Origin of the sequence: Azospirillum brasilense, from assembly GCF_007827815.1 — a bacterium.
GTDB lineage: Bacteria > Pseudomonadota > Alphaproteobacteria > Azospirillales > Azospirillaceae > Azospirillum > Azospirillum brasilense_C.
Genome location: NZ_VITH01000006.1, coordinates 323,820 through 341,834, shown reverse-complemented (window position 1 = coordinate 341,834; position 18,015 = coordinate 323,820). Strand labels below are relative to the sequence as shown.

Here is an 18,015-nt window from a genome sequence, read left to right as displayed (position 1 = left end):
CGCATTCCTAATAGCCGTGCCGACCTGACGTTCGGGCATCGTGAAAAGCGGAAATTTTTTTTTGGAGAGGTTTCGCGGGCTGGAAAAGCCGGTGGCCTCAGGGGCGTGGCCTCAGGGGCGCGGGCGCAGGATCAGCAGGGCGTCGGACACCCGCAGCGTCTCGGCCCGCACCAGCCCGGCCAGGGCGGTCGCCGTCCGCACCGGATCGTCCAGCCGGTAATTGCCGGTGATCCGGCGGTCGGCGAGGGAGTCGGGAACCAGGATCAGCCCCGGATAATAGCGGTCCAGCTCATCCAGAACCTCGCCCAGGGGGCGGTCCTCGAAGACCAGCCGGCCATCGACCCAGCCGAGCGCCGCGGAGAGGTCGGCGGGGTGCTCCGCGCCGACGCCCGACGCCGTGACCACCACCTCCTCGCCCGCGCGCAGCCGCACGGCGGGGCCGCCGGACCGCGCCACATCCACGGTGCCGTGGCGCACCGTCACCGTCACCCGGTCGTCGAGGTAACGGACGGCGAAGGCGGTGCCGACCACGGTCACCACGGCGGGACCGGCCGCGACCCGGAAAGGACGGGCGGAGTCGGGCGTCACCTCGAAGAAGGCGGCCCCGCGCAGCAGCCGGGTCCGCCGCTCGCCCCCCTCGACGTCGGTGGCGAGCGCCGTCCCGGTGTCCATCAGCACCCGCGATCCGTCGGCCAGTTGCAGACGCTCCTGCACGCCGGTCGCGGTGCGGTGGTCGGCCTGCAGGCGCAGCGGCAGGTCGGCGGCCAGACCGAGACCGACCGCCACCAGGAGGCCCGCCGCCCACGCCATCGCCCGGCGCGCCAGCGGCCGGAAACGGCGTGGCTGCCGGAGCGGAGCGGTGGGCGCGTGGCGGCGGGGCGGGCTGTCCGGAACGGCGGTGGCCGAAGCCGCCGTGACCGCCAGCGCTTCGCTGAGGAGGGGCGAGGCCCACATGTCCTGCGCCAGGGCCCAGGCGCGGGCGTTGCGGGGATCGGCGGCGCACCAGTCGGCGCAGGCCCGCCGGCATTCCTCTCCCGCGTCCTCCGCCTGCAGACGGATGAACCAGTCGATCGCCTGTTCCAGCGGTAAGGAGGGGTCGGTGTCGTCAGGCGTGGAGGGAGGCATGGGCGTCGCGGGTGGTGCCGTCACGGTTTGTCTCTTTGTAAGACGTTCGGACCGGCGGAAACCCGCAATCCTTCCCGGTCGAGCCGGGCGAAAATCTCCAGGCAGGCCAGCAGGGCGGACTTCAGGTCCTTCTGCACGGTGCTGACCGAGACGTCGAGCCGCTCGGCGATCTGCGCGTGGGACAGCCCCTCCATCCGGTTCAGCAGAAGAATGCGGCGCTGCCGCTCCGACAGGGTCGCCAGCGCGGCGTTCATCCGGGCCAGCCGCTGGCGGTCGCCGGCCTGGGTTTCCGGAGAGGGCAGGGGGGCGGCGATCTCCTCCATCCCCTCGGCGGTCACGTCCTGCACCACCACCCCGGCGAGCCGGCGCTCCCGCCGCAGATGGTCGAAGGCCAGATTGCGCGCCGTCTGGAACAGGAAGGGCAGGGGATGGTCCACCGGCCGGTCGCGTTCCGCCGCCCTCACCTTGAGATAGGCCTCGTGCGCCAGATCCTCGGCGGTGGCGGCGCTGCCGACCATGCGGGAGAGCAGGCGGACCAGCGTGCCCCGGTGCCCCATGAAAACCGTGTCGAGCGACGGCTTGACGGTGTCAGCCATGCACCACCGGACGGGGAACCGGCGCCTTCACGCGGTGCGGATCGGGCCTGCGATGCGGATCGGGCATGGCGTCGCCCCGTTGCTCCACGGAAAAGCGGCGTGGCCGCGCCATGACCGGCTCATGGCGGCGGCAATATACTTAGAATGCGTATTATTCGCAATGATATGTTCCGCCTGTGGAACCGCCGCGCACCGGGGCACGGCGGTTCCCTGTGGGTCAGCGGGCCAGCTCGAAGCGGATCGGCTGCGCGCCCTGCCACAGGGTGCGCTTGCCGAGTTCGGCCAGATTCTCCAGCCCGTCGGTGATGGTGATGAAGTGGTTGCCGGCGAGCTGGCCCATCTTGCTGGAGAACTGCACGCCGCCGTAGGCCAGCAGGATCTCGGTCTCGCTGATGCCGCCCGGATAGAGAATGATCTGGCCCGGCGCCGGGTGGCTGGTGTGGTTCTCGTAGCCGAGGCCGAAATCGGTGTCGCCCAGCGGAATCCACACGCCTTCGCCGCTCCAGCGGACATGGACGATCTGGCCCTCGTAGGGCAGCAGGCTGCGGAACTTGGCGCAGGTCTTCGGCGCGGCGGCCGATTCGAAGCGGGCGCCGAAGGTGAAGGGGCCGGCGGTGATGGTCAGGGCGTCCATGGTGTGGCGGTCCTCGTGTCCTGGGTTCTTATAAGGCCCCACCCTAATCCTCTCCGGCCCGGTGGGGGAGGGTTCAGGGTGGGGGAAAAGTGCTTTGTGGGGAGAATGTGCTTTCTCAGACCGCCGCCACCTTCGGCCGCGCCAGATCCGGCGTGTCGCAGCGCAGGAAGGCGCCCCGGCCGGGCTGCGCCACGCAGGCGCCGCCCTCCACCACGACCTCGCCGCGCGACAGCACGGTTTCCGGCCAGCCGGTCACCTCAAGCCCCTCGTAGGGGGTGTAGTCGACGTTGTGGTGCAGCATGGCGTTGGTGATGGTGACCTTGCGGTCCGGGTCGTAGATCACGATGTCGGCGTCGGCGCCGATGGCGAGGCTGCCCTTGCGCGGGTGCAGGCCGTACATCTTGGCCGGGTTGGTCGAGGACAGCTCGACGAAGCGCTGGAGGCTGATGCGGCCCTTCTTGACGCCTTCCGAGAACAGGATCGGCAGGCGCGTCTCGATGCCCGGCACGCCGTTGGGGATCCAGTTGAAGGGCGTGTTGGCGCCGTGCAGCATCTTGCCCTTGGGGTCCTGGTAGCGGAACGGCGCGTGGTCGGACGACACGATGTGAAAGGTGCCGCCGGCCAGCGCGTCCCAGACCGCCGCCTGGTTGGCCTTGTCGCGCGGCGGCGGGCTGCAGATGCACTTGGCCCCCTCCATCCCGTGGCCGTGCAGGTCGTGCTCGGTCAGCACCATGTATTGCGGGCAGGTCTCGGCGTAGATGCGCATGCCGCGGCCCTGCGCCCAGTGGATCTGCTCGATCGCCTCGCGGCCCGAGACATGGACGATCAGAATCGGCACGTCGGCCAGTTCAGCCATGGCGATGGCGCGGTGGGTCGCCTCGCGCTCCACCAGCATCGGCCGGGAATCGGCGTGGTAGCGCGGCGCGGTGTGGCCGGCGGCGAGCAGCTTGTCGGTCAGCCAGCCGATGAAGTCGGCGTTCTCGGCGTGGATCATCGCCATGGCGCCGTCGCGCCGGGCGACGCTCAGCAGCTCCAGCACCTGCCGGTCGTTCAGCTTCATGTCGTCGTAGGTCATGTAGATCTTGAACGACGTGTAGCCGTCATGGATCAGCGCCGGCAGGTCCTGGCCGAGGAGCTGGTCGGTCGGGTCGCTGACGATGAGGTGGAAGGCGTAGTCGATCACCGCCTTGCCGTCGGCCCGCCGGTGGTAGTCGGTCACCGCGTCGCGCAGCGACTGGCCCTTGAACTGGCAGGCGAAGGGGATGACCGTCGTGGTGCCGCCGCAGGCCGCCGAGCGCGTGCCCGTCTCGAAATCGTCGGCCGACTGCGAACCGTCGCTGGTCGGCTGGTCGAGGTGGCAATGGCCGTCGACGCCGCCGGGCAGCACCAGCTTGCCGGTCGCGTCGATCTCGCGGGCGCCCGGCCCGAGCCCGGTGCCGATGGCGGCGATGCGGCCGCCGATCACGCCGAGGTCGGCGGCGAACACGTCGGACGCGGTGGCCAACGTGCCATGGCGGATCACGGTGTCGAACTGCGGCATGGAACTCTCCTTGGTCCTTGAAGGGCGGTCCTTTAAGGGACGGTTCTTGCGGTGACCGGAATCACAGGAAATAGCCGCCCGGGTTGGCCTCGGCGGCGATGGCGCGGCGGGCGTCGTCCTGGAGGTTGCGCAGATGCGCCAGCATGGCGGCCGTGGCCGCGGCGGCGTCGCGCCGCTCGACCGCCTCCAGCACCGCGCGGTGCTCCGTGTCGATCTCGCCCTTGCGGTGGAAGGCGCTGGAGATGCGGAACAGGCGGGCGACGACGCGCATCCGCGTGATGGTCTCGGCCAGCGTCGCGTTGCCGCTGACGCGGGCGAAGAAGCTGTGGAAGTGGTTGTCGTAGAGCCAGTGCTGCATGTCGTCCTCGCTGCCGTTCAGCGATTCGAGCCCGCGCCGCAGCTCGGCGAGGTCGGCGTCGCCGACCAGCGGCACCGCCGTCGCGATGGCGTGGCACTCCAGCAGCTCGCGCATCTGCATGCACTCGAAGAACTCGCGGGCCGAGACGACGCGGACGCGGTAGCTGCGCTCGCTGGTGCGCTCCAGCAGCCCCTCGCCGACCAGCCGGACCAGCGCTTCGCGCATCGGCGTGCGCGACACGCTCAGCCGCTCGGCCAGCCGCCCCTCCGGCACCTCGGCGCCACCGGGGATCTGGCGGCTGAGGATCAGCTCGCGCAAATGCCCGTAGGTCTGGTCGCCGAGGTTGGCGGGCCGGGGGAACAGCGGGTCGGGCGGGGGAGGGGTCATGAGCGCAGCCTCACTGGCCGTCGACGATCGCGATGTTGCGGTAGGCGCGGCCGAAATGGCGCTCGATGCGGCGCTGGACGATGTCCCACAGCGAGGTCATCAGCAGATAGTAGAGGGCGGCCACCGTGAACAGCTCCAGCACCATGAAGCGTTCCTGGATGAGCAGCTGGGTGCTGCGCAGCAGCTCCTCCATCGAAATGACGGAGGTGACCGAGGTCGTCTTCAGCAGCCCGTTCACGCTGTTGCCGAGCGCCGGGATGATGATGCGGATGGCCTGCGGCAGCACGATGTAGACCATCACCTGGGCCGAGTTCAGGCCGAGCGCGCGGCCGGCGTTGCTCTGCCCGGCGGCGACGCCGAGGATACCGCCGCGGATGATCTCGGCCAGATAGGCGGCCTCGTTGAGGATCAGGCCGATCAGCGCGGATTCCGTCACCGACAGCTTGATGCCGATCTGCGGCAGGCCGGTGTAGATGATGATGAGCTGGACCAGCAGCGGCGTGCCGCGGAACACCCAGATGTAGGCCTGCGCCGCCGCCGACACCCAGCGGTAGGGCGACAGCCGCAGCAGCGCCAGCAGGCAGCCGACCACGAGACCGCCGGCGATGCCCGCCAGCGTCAGCCACAGGGTCGTGATCGCTCCGCTGAGCAGGTAACCGTTGAACAGGTAGTCGAAGAAGCCGTCCCAGTTCCAGCCGCTGGTCATTCCGTCAACCTTTCGCTCTTATCCGTCGCGCGGGCGGCGGCCGGGACGCGCCCCGCCGCCGCCCGCACCCACTCACATGCCCGGGCCGTTGACCTTGAAGGCGCCGTCGTTGGGCAGCAGGCCGTACTCCTCCATCAGGGCCTTGTAGGAGCCGTCCTTCTGCATGTCGTTGAGGACGGCCACCACCGCCTCGCTCAGCGCCTTGCTCTTCATCGCCAGGGCGACCGGGGTGGGGAACAGGCCGTGCAGGGCGCGGTCGAAGTCGCCGCGCTTGCTGTATTCGGCCGCCGTCGGGTCGATGGCCACCGACGCCTCGGTCTGGCCGGCGCGCAGCGCCTGATAGGCCGTGGCGAAGTTGTCGAAGGTCTTGATCTCGATCGGCTTCAGCCCCTTGGCGACAATCATCTTGTCGAGTTCGCGGAGCTTGCGCTCCTCGAAGCCGCCCAGCTCGACGCCGACCGGGCGGCCCGACAGGTCCTCCGGCTTGGTGATCTTCAGCGGGTTGCCCTTGGACACCGAGATGCTGATCGCCTGGGATTCATAGTTGATCATCGGCATCATCTTGGCCCGCTCCTCGGTCCAGAAGATGCCGGTGTTGATCAGGTCCCAGCGGCCGGCCTGGAGGCCGGGGATCATCGCCGAGAACTCGATGCGGACATATTCCGGGGTCAGGCAGAGCCGCTTGGCGATCTCGTTGCCCAGCGTGATGCGCATACCCTTCAGCTGGCCGTTGGAGTCGACGAACTGCATCGGCGGCAGGGTCGGGTTGGTCGACATCACCAGCGTGCCGGGCTTGACCAGCTCGGAATCGGCCACCGCCGGCTTGCAGGCGGTTTGGGCGGCGGCCGGCAGCGCGAACAGGGTCAGGCCGGCGGCGATCAGCAGCGTGCGAATGGTCATCGTGGTCACCTTCTGTCTTGGTTGGACGGTCCAGCACTCACACCCGGTCAGCGCCCGGCTCCGGCAACGGAGGGAGCGCCCAGGGAATTGATCAGCCCGTAAGCCGCCAGATCGGCGCGCAGGGCCTCGGCGTCGCCCGCCGGCAGCGGCAGGCGCGGCGCGCGCGGTTCGCCCACGGCCAGGCCCATCATGCCCAGCCCGGCCTTCGACGCGGCGACGTAGCGGTGGCCGCCGACCCAGCGGACGATCGGCAGCATCTTCTTGTAGAGCGCCAGCGCCTGATCCTTGTCGTTGTGGTCGGCCACCAGCTCGAACAGCCGGGCCGAATCGCGCGGGATCAGGTTGGAGCAGACGGCGACCCAGCCCTGGGCGCCAAGCCAGAAGGATTCGTAGCCGAGGATGCCGGCGAACACCGTCATGCGGTCGCCGCACAGCTCGATGATGTCGCGGACCCGCGTCACCTCCAACGTCGATTCCTTGATGTAGAGCACATTGTCGATCTCGCTCAGCCGCGCGACGATCGGCGGGGTGAGGTCGACGTTGGCGGTCGCCGGGTTGTTGTAGATCATCACCGGCAGCGAGATCGCCTCGCCGATGCGGCGGTAATGCTCGAACAGCTCGTCGGGGGTCGGGGAGCTGTAATAGGGCGGGATCACCATGATCCCGTCGGCCCCCATCCGCTCCGCTTCCTTGGCGTGGGCGACGGCGTCGCGGGTCCATTCCGCGCCGGTGCCGATCAGCACGGGCACGCGGCCCGCCGATTCTTGCACGCAGATCTCGATGACCTGGGCCCGCTCCTCCGGGGTCATCGACAGGAACTCGCCGGTGCTGCCGAGCGGGATCAGCCCGTGGATGCCCTGCTCGATCTGCCAGTTCACCAGCTTCTTGAGGGCCGGAACGTCCACAGCGCCGCCGTCGGCGGTGAAGGGGGTGATGAGAACCGTGTAGGTGCCGCGCAATGCCGTCATGGGTTCCCCCAAGCTCCTGCCTAATTTTTGACCTTGCCTAAATACTACTCGTATACTATCTGTATACAGGAATCCAGCGCATTTTGACGCACCCTCGAAATGCCGCTTCCCACCGCAATCCGGACACAGCCGCCCGCCCATGCGCCTCGACCATCCCAACGTCCGCCGCGACGGCGCCCCCATCGAGATCACCTACGACGGCGAGCGGATTCCCGCGCTGGCCGGCGAGACCGTGGCGGCCGCCCTGGCGGCGCACGGCGTCGCGGCCTACCGCCACACCCGCGACGGCGGGCGTCGCGGCCTCTATTGCGGGATGGGCGCCTGCTTCGAGTGTCTGGTGACGGTGGACGGCAAGGCGAGCCAGCGCGCCTGCCTGACCAAGGTGGCCGAGGGGCAGGTCGTCCGCTCGCAGCCGCCGGCCGGGACCGCCGCCGATCCGCTGGCCCCGCTGGTGCCGCCGCCGCAGGGCGCGGCGCCGGAGGAGCGGACGCCGGATCTGCTGGTGCTCGGCGCCGGCCCGGCCGGTCTGGCGGCGGCGGAAGCGGCGGCGCGGCGCGGCGCCGAGGTGGTCGTGCTCGACGAACGGCCGCAGAGCGGCGGCCAGTATTTCAAGCCATTGGCCCCGTCGCACCGGGCCGACCGGCCGACCGACCGCCAGTTCCGCGCCGGCCGCGCCCTGGTCGACGCGGCGCGGCTGGCCGGCGCGACGATTGTCCAGGAGGCGACGGTGTGGGGCGCCCATGCCCCCGACGAGGTCGTCGCCGTCGTCGCCGGGCGCGAGACCGTCTACCGGCCGCGCCGGCTGGTGATCGCCAGCGGCGCCTACGAACGGCCGGCGCCCTTCGCGGGCTGGACGCTGCCCGGCGTGATGACCACCGGGGCCGGGCAGACCCTGGCGCGCGCCTACCGGGTGGCGCCCGGCCGCCGGGTGGTGATCGCCGGCAACGGCCCGCTGAACCTGCAACTGGCCTGCGAACTGGTCGAGGGCGGCGTCACCGTCGCCGCCGTGCTGGAAAGCGCGCCGCGCCCGTCGCCCGCCCAGTGGCGCGCCCTGTGGACGGCCATCCGCTCGTCCCCCGGCCTGATCGGCGACGGCGCCCGCTATCTGCTGCGGCTGCGGCGCGCCGGGGTACCGGTGCTGTGGTCGCACGGGATCGTCGCGGCGGAGGGCGGGGAGCGTCTGGAGCAGGTGCGCTACGCCCCGCTCGGTGCCGACGGCGCGCCGCGGCTGGGCGAAGCCGTCTCCGTTCCCGCCGACGCGCTGTGCCTGGGCTACGGCTTCATCCCCTCCACCGAGATCGCCCGCGCGCTCGGCTGCGCCCATCGGCTGGTCGACCGCCATCTCGGCTACCTCGCCACCGAGACGGCGGAGGACGGCGCCACCAGCCTGCCCGGCGTCTTCGCGGTCGGCGACGGCGTCGATCTCGGCGGGTCGAAGGTGGCGCAGGCGCGCGGAACCCTCGCCGGGATCGTCGCCGCCGCCCAGCTCGGCTTCGTCGACACCGACCCGGAGCAGGGCCGGCGGGCGCGGACCGACCTGCGGCGGGCCGAGGGCTTCCAGGCCGCGCTGTGGTCGATCTACCAGGCACCGCCGCCGCGCCTCGACGCCGTGCCCGACGAGGCGATGCTGTGCCGCTGCGAGGAGGTCACCTTCGGGCAGGTCCGCGCCGAGATCGCCGCCGGCCACGACAGCCTCGCCGCGCTGAAGCGCAACACCCGGCTCGGCATGGGCCGCTGCCAGGGCCGCTACTGCGCCGCGACCGCCGCCCTGCTGCTGGAGCAGGCCACCGGCCGGCGGCGCGCCGCCGAGCAGTATCTGGCGCCGCGCCTGCCGGCCAAGCCGACCCCGGCCGGCGCCTTCGCCTTCGAGAAGCCGGAATGGGGCGGCCACCAGCGCGCCATCACCCCCAACCTCGCCCGCCCGCTGGAGGACGGCCCGCTGCCCGACCAGGAGGCCGAGATCCTGATCGTCGGCGGCGGCGTGGTCGGCGCCTGCCTCGCCTACTATCTGACCCAGGCCGGCCGCGACGTGCTGGTGGTCGAGCGCGGCGACACCAACCTGCAGGCCTCAGGCGCCAACGCCGGCAGCCTGCACGTCCAGCTCCTGTCCTTCGACTTCGGCGCCAAGGCCGAGGCGGGCGGCGGCCCGGCGGCGGCGACGCTGGCGCTCGGACCGCGCTCCATCGCGCTGTGGCGCGACCTGGAGCGCGCCTGCGGCGTCGATTTCGAGCTGGCCGTCACCGGCGGCCTGATGGTCGCCGACAGCCCGGCCGGCATGGACTTCCTGCGCGCCAAGGCGGCGCTGGAGCGGCGGTACGGCGTCGAGAACGCCATCATCGACGCGGCCGAGCTGCGCCGCCTCGCCCCCGCCTTGTCGGAGGAGCTGGTCGGCGCCGAATACGCCCCGCAGGAGGGCAAGATCAACCCGCTGCGCGCCACCTACGCCGTGCTGGAGCAGGCGCGCCGCCACGGCGCCCGCTTCCTGCGCGGGGTCAACGTCACCGGCATCGCCGCGGCTCCGGCGGTCGAGGGCGGCGGCTGGCGGGTGGAGACCCCGCGCTGCCGCATCCGCGCCAAGCAGATCATCAACGCCAGCGGCCCCTGGGCGCGCGAGACCGGGCGGCTGGTCGGCATCGACGTGCCGGTGCACAGCGCACCGCTGCAGATGATCGTCACCGAGCCGGCGCCCAAGCTGGTCAGCCAGCTCGTCGCCCACGCCGACCGCCATCTCAGCCTGAAGCAGGCGGTCACCGGCGGGCTGATCATCGGCGGCGCCTGGACCGCCGTCTTCGACCCGGCGCGCCGCTTCAACACGGTGTCACGCTCCAGCATCGAGGGCAACCTGTGGGTCGCTCGCCATGTGCTGCCGCAGATCGCTGGGCTGCATGTCGTGCGCGCCTGGGCGGCGATGAACATCAACATCGACGGCGCGCCGATCATCGGCCCGGTGCCCGGCCTGCCCGGATTCTTCAACACGGTGACGTCGAACGGCTACACGCTGGCCCCGGTCGTCGCCCGCATGACCGCCGACCTGCTGCTGGACGGCCGCACCGACATCGACCCGACGCCCTTCCTGCTCGACCGGTTCCGCTGACGCGTCCGCCGAACCGCCCCCGTCCTTCAACGCCCGGCGCCGCAGCGGCGCCGCCCATCCGCAAGAGAAGCCGCATGATCGCCATCGAGAACGTCAGCAAGCACTACGGCACCTTCCAGGTCCTGAAGAACTGCACGACCACCGTGCGGAAGGGGGAGGTCGTGGTGGTCTGCGGCCCCTCCGGCTCGGGCAAGTCGACGCTGATCAAGTGCGTCAACGGGCTGGAGCCCTTCCAGTCCGGCCGCATCCAGGTGGACGGCATCGACGTCGGCGGGCGGAGCACCAACATGACGGCGCTGCGCGCTCGCGTCGGCATGGTGTTCCAGAACTTCGAGCTGTTCCCCCACCTGACCATCATGCAGAACCTGACCCTGTCGCAGCGCAAGGTGCTGGGCCGCGCGACGGCGGAGGCCGAGGCCAAGGGCGAGGCGCTGCTGAGGCGGGTCGGGCTGGGCAATCAGGCGCACAAGTATCCCGGCCAGCTCTCCGGCGGGCAGCAGCAGCGCGTCGCCATCGCCCGCGCGCTGGCGATGGACCCGATCGCCATCCTGTTCGACGAGCCGACCTCCGCGCTCGACCCGGAGATGATCAACGAGGTGCTCGACGTCATGGTCGAGCTGGCCAACGAGGGCATGACGATGATCTGCGTCACCCACGAGATGGGCTTCGCCCGCAAGGTCGCCCACCGGGTGATTTTCATGGACCATGGCAGCATCATTGAGGATTGCACCAAGGCCGAGTTCTTCGAGACCCAGCGCTCGGAGCGCGCCACCCAGTTCCTCGCCAAGATTTTGCAGCATTGAAAAGGGCGCCGCGCCGCATCCCGCCATCCGGATGGATCGTCGAGAAGCTTTGCAGGACAACGATTCGTCTGCTTTGTTAGAGAGAAATCAGCGTCAGGTGGCAGGACTTGGTATGAGCACGGACATGGACGGCCCGAAAACCGCGAGCCCGGCAACCGCCGGCGTGAATCTGGCGAGCATGGCCTACCGGACCATCCTGGAGATGATCCTCGACCGCCGCATCCCCAGCGGCGAGGTGATCGTCGAGGACCGGCTGGCCACCGCGCTCAGCATCTCGCGCACGCCGATCCGCGAGGCGCTGGTCCGGCTGGCCAGCGAGGGGCTGATCCGCAAGGAGTTCAACCGCCCCTACCGGGTGCGCGAGGTCTCCAACCGCGAGTATTTCCAGAGCATGCGCCTGCGCGAGATTCTGGAGGGGGAGGCGATCGCCGCCGCCGCGTCGCGCATCGACCCGGTCCGCCTGCAGGCGGTGAAGGCCGAGATGCTGCGGCTGCGCGACGAGCCCAAGATCCGCTTCGAGGATCATTGGGCGGCCGACGAGGAGCTGCACACCTTGATCGCCGAGGCGTCCGGCAACGCCGTGCTGGCGCAGATCATCCGCGACCTGCGGGTGACCACGCGGCTGTTCGAGCTGTCCGGCCTGCCGTCGCGCATCCGTCCGGACTGCGACGAGCATCTCGACGTCATCGCTGCTTTGGAAACCGGCGACCCGGCGCAGGCCCGCGCCGCCATGGAGGGGCACATCCGCAGCCTCGCCAAGGACGTGCTCGGCGAGATCGCCAAGAGCTGAGACGCCTCAGGCCCCGCCGGCCTCGCGGAAGGCCGCCGTCAGGTCGCCGTAGAGGCGGCGGAACAGGCGGCGGCGTGGCGCCAGGGCGGCAGCCAGGGCCGGGTCCGGCTCCACGGTGTGGCGGATCTCCAGGGGCCGGCACACGGCGTCGGGCTCCTCGCCCGTCACCGCGAGGCGCGCCAGACGGGCCGCCCCGAAGGCCGGGCCGACCTCGCCCCCCACCGGGTAGTCGAGCGGCCGGCCGAGCGCGCTCGCCAGGATGCGGCCCCACAGGGCGCTGCGCGCGCCGCCGCCGATCACCAGGAACCGCTCGACGCGCCCGCCAGCTTCTTCCAGGGACTCCAGCCCATCAGCGAAGGCGAAGGCCACCCCCTCCAGCACCGCGCGGGCGAGCGCCCCGCGGTCGGTGTCGTGGGTCAGGCCGAAAAAGACGCCCTTGGCGTGCGGGTCGTTGTGCGGCGTGCGCTCCCCCGACAGGTAAGGCAGGAAGACCAGGGCGCCGGGGTCGCCGTCATAGGCTTCGGCCTCGCGCAGCAGCGCCGCCTCGTCCGCGGCGCCGGTCAGGCGGGCGGCGAAGGACAGGCAGCTCGCCGCGCTCAGCATCACCGACATCTGGTGCCAGCGGCCGGGCAGGGCGTGGCAGAAGGCGTGCACCCCGCGTTCGGGGTTGGGCGCGAAGCGGTCGCCGCTGACGAACAGCACGCCCGAGGTGCCCAGCGACAGGAAGGCGCTGCCCGGCGCCACCACCCCGACTCCCACCGCGCCGGCCGCGTTGTCCCCGGCCCCGGCCGCCACCACGGTTCCCGGCGGAACGCCCCAGTCGGCGGCGACCTCCGCCCGCAGCGCACCGGTGGGCTGGCATCCTTCGTACAGCCGCGGCATGTGCGCCTCGCCGAGCCCCGTGGCGGCCAGCAACTCGTCCGACCACGCGCGCCGGCCGACGTCCAGCCACAGCGTGCCGGCGGAATCCGACAGATCCGAAGCGTGGTCGCCGGTCATGCGCAGGCGCAGCCAGTCCTTGGGCAACAACACCTTGGCGACCGCCGTGAACAGCTCCGGCTCGTGTGCGGCGACCCACAGCAGCTTGGGCGCGGTGAAGCCGGGCATGGCGCGGTTGCCGGCGATGGCGCGCAGGGTGGGCGCGCGGCGCTCCAGCTCCGCGCATTCCGCACCACTGCGCCCGTCGTTCCACAGGATGGCCGGGCGCAGCACGCGATCCTGCCGGTCGAGCAGGGTCGCCCCGTGCATCTGCCCCGACAGGCCGATCCCCCGCACCGCCGCCATCGCGTCGGGATGGGCGGCGCGCAGGCCGGCGACGGCGCGCCCGGTGGCGGCCCACCAGTCCTCCGGGTCCTGCTCCGACCACAGCGGGTGCGGGCGGCTGACATCCAGCGGCGCGGTGGACTGGCCGACGAGGCGCTGTGCTTCGTCGACCAGCACCGCCTTGACGCCGGACGTCCCCAGGTCGATGCCGAGATACATGGAGCCTCCCCCAATCAGCCGGCGGCCTCAGACGAGGCGGTTCACCAGATTTTCCAGCATCTCCTGCCGGCCCGAGCGTGGCCGGGGATCGAGGCCGAGGCCGGCGTCCGCCGCGCCGGCCAGATCCAGCCCGCCGAGGAGCCTTTGCCCGAGAACGCCCTTCCAGCCGGCGTAGCGCTCCGCGCGCAAGTCTCGCAGCCGGCCGTCCTCGACGAGGCGCGCCCCGGCCAGCAGCGCGCGGGCCAGCGTGTCGATGCCGCCGACATGGGCGTGCAGCAGGTCGTCCGGTTCGACGCTCTGGCGCCGGATCTTGGCGTCGAAGTTGAAGCCGCCGCTGGTGAATCCGCCAGCCTCCAGGATGCGCGCCATGGGCAGCGCCAGCTCCACATGGTCGTTGGGGAACTGGTCGGTGTCCCAGCCGTTCTGCGGGTCGCCCCGGTTCATGTCGATGGAGCCGAAGACGCCCAGCGCCAGCGCCGTCGCCACCTCGTGCTCGAAGCTGTGGCCGGCCAGCGTGGCGTGGTTGACCTCGATGTTGACGGCGACCTCCCTCTCCAGCCCGTAGCGTTTCAGGAAGCCGTAGACCGTCGCCACGTCGTGGTCGTACTGGTGCTTGGTCGGCTCCATGGGCTTGGGCTCGATCAGGATGGTGCCGGTGAAGCCGATCCTGTGCTTGTGCTCGACCACCATCGTCAGGAAGCGGCCGAGCTGGTCCAGCTCCCGCGCCATGTCGGTGTTGAGCAGCGTGTCGTAGCCCTCACGCCCGCCCCACAGCACGTAATTGACGCCGCCCAGCCGGTGCGTCGCCTCCAGCGCGTCGCGCACCTGCGCCGCCGCGCAGGCGAAGACCTCCGGGTCGGGGTTGGTGGCCGCGCCGGCCATGTAGCGCGGGTGCGAGAACAGGTTGGCGGTGCCCCACAGCAGCTTGACGCCGCTGCGCTCGATGCAGCCCTGCAGCCGCTCGGTCAGGCGGGCGAAGGTCGCCTGGGTTTCCCGCAGCGAGCCCATCTCGGGCGCCACGTCGCGGTCGTGGAAGGTGAAGAAGGGCGCGCCGAGCTTCTCGAACAGCTCGAACGCCACGTCCATCTTCGCTTCGGCCAGCGCCACCGGATCGCCGCCGCCCATCCAGGGCCGGTCCAGTGTGCCGCCGCCGAACGGGTCGGAGCCGGGCCAGCAGAAGCTGTGCCAGTAGCAGACAGCGACGCGCAGATGGTCGGCCATGCGCCGGCCCAGGACCATGCGGTCGGGGTCGTACCAGCGGTAGGCGAGCGGGGTGTCGCTGTCCGGCCCTTCGTAGCGGATGCGCTCGACGCCGGTGAAATAGGCTTCGGTCATGGCAAATCCTTTCAAATCTCGACCCAGGCGGCGTCCCGGCGGCTCGATTCCACGGCGGCGTGGATGAAGCGCACGCCGCGCACGCCGTCCCGGACGGTGGGGACGAGGGCCGCCTGTTCACCGGCGGTAGCACCGCCCATGCGGGCGACGATCAGGTCGGCGGCGTCGCGGTAGATCTGGGCGAAGCCTTCCAGATAGCCTTCGGGATGGCCCGACGGGATGCGCGTGGCGTGCGCCGCCGCCCCGTCAGATCCGGGGCCGCCGCGGGTGATGGTGCGCGGCGGCTCGCCGAGCGGGCTGAAGCGCAGGTGGTTCGGCTGCTCCTGGAACCACTCCAGCCCGCCCTTGTCGCCGTAGACGCGCAGGCGCAGCCCGTTCTCGTGGCCGGGCGCCACCTGGCTGGCCCACAGCATGCCGCGCGCGCCGTCGCCGAAGCGCAGCATCATGTGCGCGTTGTCGTCGAGCCGGCGCCCCTCCACGAAGGCGGTCAGATCGGCGGCGACCCGCGTGCAGCGCAGGCCGGTGACGAACTCCGCCAGCTGGAAGGCGTGGGTGCCGATGTCGCCGACGCAGCCGGCGATGCCGCTGCGCGCCGGGTCGGTCCGCCATTCCGCCTGCTTCTGCCCGCTCTCTTCCAGCCGGGTGCTCAGCCAGTCCTGCGGGTATTCGACCTGAACGACGCGGATGGTGCCCAGGTCACCGGCCGCCACCATGGCGCGGGCCTGCCGCACCATCGGGTAGCCGGTGTAGTTGTGGGTCAGCGCAAAGACGAGGCCGCTGCGCTCCACCGCCGCCGCCAGATCCTCCGCGTCCTCCAGCGTGGTGGTCAGCGGCTTGTCGCAGATGACGTGGATGCCCGCCTCCAGGAACGCCTTGGCGGCGTCGTGGTGCAGGTGGTTGGGCGTGACGATGCTGACCACGTCGATGCCGTCGTCGCGCGCCGCCTCGGCCCGCGCCATCTCCGCGAAGCTGGCGTAGCAGCGCTCCGGCGGCAGGAACAGGTCGGCGCCGCTGGCTTGGCAGCGCTCCGGGTCCGAGGAGAGCGCCCCGGCCCGCAGCTCGTAACGGTCGTCGAGGCGCGCGGCGATGCGGTGCACCGCCCCGATGAAGGCGCCCCGCCCGCCGCCGACCATGCCCAGGCGCAGCCGGCGGTTCGGCCCGGAGGCCGTCTTCCCTTCGATGGTCATGGTTCCCTCCCGCTCAGCCGATGCCGAGCATGCGCCGGTTGGCCGAATCGTCGGTGCCGGCTCCGGCGAAGTCGTCGAAGGCCTTCTCGGTCACCCGGATGATGTGCGCGTCGATGAATTGCGCGCCTTCGGCGGCCCCCTGCTCGGGGTGCTTCATGGCGCATTCCCACTCCAGCACCGCCCAGCCGTCGAAGCCGTACTGGGTCAGCTTGGAGAAGATGCCGCCGAAATCGACCTGCCCGTCGCCCAGCGAGCGGAAGCGCCCGGCCCGGCCGATCCAGGGCTGGTAGCCGGAATAGACGCCCTGGCGCGGGGACGGGTTGAACTCCGCGTCCTTGACGTGGAACATCCTGATCCGCTCGTGATAGACGTCGATGTAGCCGAGATAGTCGAGCTGCTGCAGCACGAAGTGGCTGGGATCGTAGAGGATGTTGCAGCGCGGGTGGTTGCCGACGCGCTCCAGGAACATCTCGAAGGTGGCTCCGTCGAACAGGTCCTCGCCGGGATGGATCTCATAGCAGAGGTCCACCCCCGCCGCGTCGAAGGCGTCGAGGATCGGTCGCCAGCGCCGCGCCAGCTCGTCGAAAGCCGTTTCGATCAGCCCCGCCGGGCGCTGCGGCCAGGGGTAGACGTAGGGCCAGGCCAGCGCGCCGGAGAAGGTGACGTGCGCCGTCAGCCCCAGGTTGGCCGAGGCCTTGGCCGCCATCAGCAGCTGGTTGACCGCCCATTCCTGCCGGGCCTTCGGGTTGCCGCGCACCTCCGGTGCGGCGAAGCCGTCGAACGCCTCGTCATAGGCCGGGTGCACGGCGACGAGCTGCCCCTGGAGGTGGGTGGACAGCTCGGTGATCTGCACGCCGGCCTCGGCCAGCACGCCCTTCACCTCGTCGCAGTAGCCCTTGCTCTCCGCGGCGCGGGCGAGGTCGAACAGGCGGCCGTCCCAGGACGGGATCTGCACGCCCTTGAAGCCCAACCCGGCGGCCCAGGCGCCGATGGCCGGAAGGCTGTTGAACGGCGCCGCGTCCCCCGCGAACTGCGCGAGGAAGATCGCCGGTCCCTTGATCGTTTTCATGATGGGTCTCCCCATGAGTGTGCTGGTGTTCCCTCCACCGCCAAAGGCGGGGGAGGGCCAGGGAGGGGGCAGAGGTTCTTAGAACGGCGAGTCCGGGTAGTAGTATTTCGCGGCGTTCTCCGGGGTCACCAGTGTCGCCTCGATGATGTATTCCTTCTGGATCGGCGCCTTTTCCACCAGATGTTTGGCGGTGATCTCCATGGCCTCGGCGATCATCGCGGGCGGGTAGAGGACGTCGGCGGGGACCAGCACGTCCTTGTCCATGACGCGCTTGATCATGTCCTTCATGCCGGCGCCGCCGAGGATGAACATCTCCTTCTCGCGGCCGGCCTGCTTGACCGCCTCGATGACGCCGAGCGCGATGTCGTCGTCCTGCGCCCACACCGCGTCGATCTTCGGGAAGCGGGACAGGAAGTCCTGCATCACCTTGAAGCCGTCATCGCGGTTCCAGTTGGCGTACTGCATGCCCAGCACCTTGATCTGGGTGCCCTCGATCTCCTTCATGAAGGCGTCGACGCGCTGGTTGTCGATCACGGTCGGGATGCCGCGCAGCACCACGATGTCGCCCTTGCCGCCCATCTTCTCCTTCATGAACCGGGCGGAGACCTCGCCCATCTGCGGGTTGTTGCCGGCGACGTAGAGGTCCTGGATGGACGGGTCGGTCAGGCCGCGGTCCACCACGGTGACGAACTTGCCGGCCTGCTTGACGGCGCGCACGGGGTCGGTCATCGGCGCGGATTCGAAGGGCAGGATGACCAGCGCGTCGATCCGCTGCACCGAGACCAGATCCTCCAGGTCGTTGGCCTGACGCCCGACGTCGCGGGCGGTGACGATCACCACGTCGAGGTTCGGGTACTGCTTCTCCAGCCGCTTCTCGGCCTGCTGGGCGTGCCAGTTGAGGCCGCCGGCCCAGCCGTGCGTCGCGGCGGGGATGGACACGCCCATCTTGATCTTCTGCTGCGCCCAGCCGGCGACCGGCGCCACCATCAGGCCCGCGGCCAGCGCCGCGGCCAGACCGAAACGGAACGTCATGGTCGATTC

At 70.7% G+C, this 18,015-nt stretch carries 16 protein-coding genes; 3 read left to right on the top strand and 13 right to left on the bottom strand.

What is annotated here, in order from left to right; all coding sequences use genetic code 11:
• Nucleotides 1–111: 111 nt before the first annotated feature.
• The 8 genes from FBZ83_RS14670 to dapA all read right to left on the bottom strand — a co-directional run bounded on the left by FBZ83_RS14670 (nt 112) and on the right by dapA (nt 7,214).
• Entirely contained in the window at nt 112–1,149 is a 1,038-nt protein-coding gene (locus FBZ83_RS14670; RefSeq protein WP_247888304.1) for a FecR family protein, read from the bottom strand.
• A complete protein-coding gene (locus FBZ83_RS14665) occupies nt 1,146–1,721 on the bottom strand; it encodes an RNA polymerase sigma factor (RefSeq protein ID WP_145684087.1) in 576 nt (191 codons plus the stop codon). Before FBZ83_RS14665 ends, FBZ83_RS14670 begins: the two co-directional genes overlap by 4 nt.
• Nucleotides 1,722–1,938: 217 nt before the next feature.
• The gene (locus tag FBZ83_RS14660) at nt 1,939–2,355 is read right to left on the bottom strand and encodes a DUF3830 family protein (protein WP_114859247.1); all 417 of its coding nucleotides are present in this window, start codon (nt 2,353–2,355) and stop codon (nt 1,939–1,941) included.
• A 115-nt stretch (nt 2,356–2,470) separates the two neighbouring features.
• On the bottom strand, nt 2,471–3,895 hold the full coding sequence (gene hydA / locus FBZ83_RS14655) for a dihydropyrimidinase (protein WP_145684085.1): 1,425 nt from the start codon (nt 3,893–3,895) through the stop codon (nt 2,471–2,473).
• Between the two features lie 61 nt (nt 3,896–3,956).
• The gene (locus tag FBZ83_RS14650; RefSeq protein ID WP_145684083.1) at nt 3,957–4,640 is read right to left on the bottom strand and encodes a GntR family transcriptional regulator; all 684 of its coding nucleotides are present in this window, start codon (nt 4,638–4,640) and stop codon (nt 3,957–3,959) included.
• A 10-nt stretch (nt 4,641–4,650) separates the two neighbouring features.
• Nucleotides 4,651–5,346, bottom strand: coding sequence for an amino acid ABC transporter permease (locus tag FBZ83_RS14645; protein WP_094305872.1), 696 nt, complete (start codon nt 5,344–5,346; stop codon nt 4,651–4,653).
• Between the two features lie 72 nt (nt 5,347–5,418).
• Nucleotides 5,419–6,246 (bottom strand): ABC transporter substrate-binding protein, encoded by an 828-nt coding sequence (locus FBZ83_RS14640; protein ID WP_145684081.1) that lies wholly within the window; start codon nt 6,244–6,246, stop codon nt 5,419–5,421.
• A gap of 47 nt (nt 6,247–6,293) precedes the next feature.
• Nucleotides 6,294–7,214: a 4-hydroxy-tetrahydrodipicolinate synthase gene (gene dapA / locus FBZ83_RS14635; RefSeq protein WP_145684079.1), complete on the bottom strand. Its 921-nt coding sequence runs from the start codon at nt 7,212–7,214 to the stop codon at nt 6,294–6,296.
• A gap of 139 nt (nt 7,215–7,353) precedes the next feature.
• Here dapA and FBZ83_RS14630 point away from each other — a divergent pair, with 139 nt between their 5' ends.
• The 3 genes from FBZ83_RS14630 to FBZ83_RS14620 all read left to right on the top strand — a co-directional run bounded on the left by FBZ83_RS14630 (nt 7,354) and on the right by FBZ83_RS14620 (nt 11,901).
• Nucleotides 7,354–10,308: an FAD-dependent oxidoreductase gene (locus FBZ83_RS14630; protein ID WP_145684077.1), complete on the top strand. Its 2,955-nt coding sequence runs from the start codon at nt 7,354–7,356 to the stop codon at nt 10,306–10,308.
• Nucleotides 10,309–10,382: 74 nt separating this feature from the next.
• Entirely contained in the window at nt 10,383–11,111 is a 729-nt protein-coding gene (locus tag FBZ83_RS14625) for an amino acid ABC transporter ATP-binding protein (protein WP_145684075.1), read from the top strand.
• Between the two features lie 112 nt (nt 11,112–11,223).
• Entirely contained in the window at nt 11,224–11,901 is a 678-nt protein-coding gene (locus FBZ83_RS14620; protein WP_145684072.1) for a GntR family transcriptional regulator, read from the top strand.
• 6 nt (nt 11,902–11,907) lie between these two features.
• Here the strand turns inward: FBZ83_RS14620 and xylB are convergent, their stop codons facing one another.
• The 5 genes from xylB to FBZ83_RS14595 all read right to left on the bottom strand — a co-directional run bounded on the left by xylB (nt 11,908) and on the right by FBZ83_RS14595 (nt 18,006).
• On the bottom strand, nt 11,908–13,383 hold the full coding sequence (gene xylB / locus FBZ83_RS14615) for a xylulokinase (protein WP_145684069.1): 1,476 nt from the start codon (nt 13,381–13,383) through the stop codon (nt 11,908–11,910).
• A gap of 27 nt (nt 13,384–13,410) precedes the next feature.
• The gene (xylA, locus tag FBZ83_RS14610; RefSeq protein ID WP_145684067.1) at nt 13,411–14,718 is read right to left on the bottom strand and encodes a xylose isomerase; all 1,308 of its coding nucleotides are present in this window, start codon (nt 14,716–14,718) and stop codon (nt 13,411–13,413) included.
• Nucleotides 14,719–14,729: 11 nt separating this feature from the next.
• Complete coding sequence (locus tag FBZ83_RS14605; protein WP_145684064.1) at nt 14,730–15,905, bottom strand: Gfo/Idh/MocA family protein; 1,176 nt, start codon at nt 15,903–15,905, stop codon at nt 14,730–14,732.
• Nucleotides 15,906–15,918: 13 nt separating this feature from the next.
• On the bottom strand, nt 15,919–16,974 hold the full coding sequence (locus tag FBZ83_RS14600) for a sugar phosphate isomerase/epimerase family protein (protein WP_145684061.1): 1,056 nt from the start codon (nt 16,972–16,974) through the stop codon (nt 15,919–15,921).
• 78 nt (nt 16,975–17,052) lie between these two features.
• The gene (locus FBZ83_RS14595) at nt 17,053–18,006 is read right to left on the bottom strand and encodes a substrate-binding domain-containing protein (protein ID WP_035681887.1); all 954 of its coding nucleotides are present in this window, start codon (nt 18,004–18,006) and stop codon (nt 17,053–17,055) included.
• Nucleotides 18,007–18,015 lie beyond the last annotated feature (9 nt).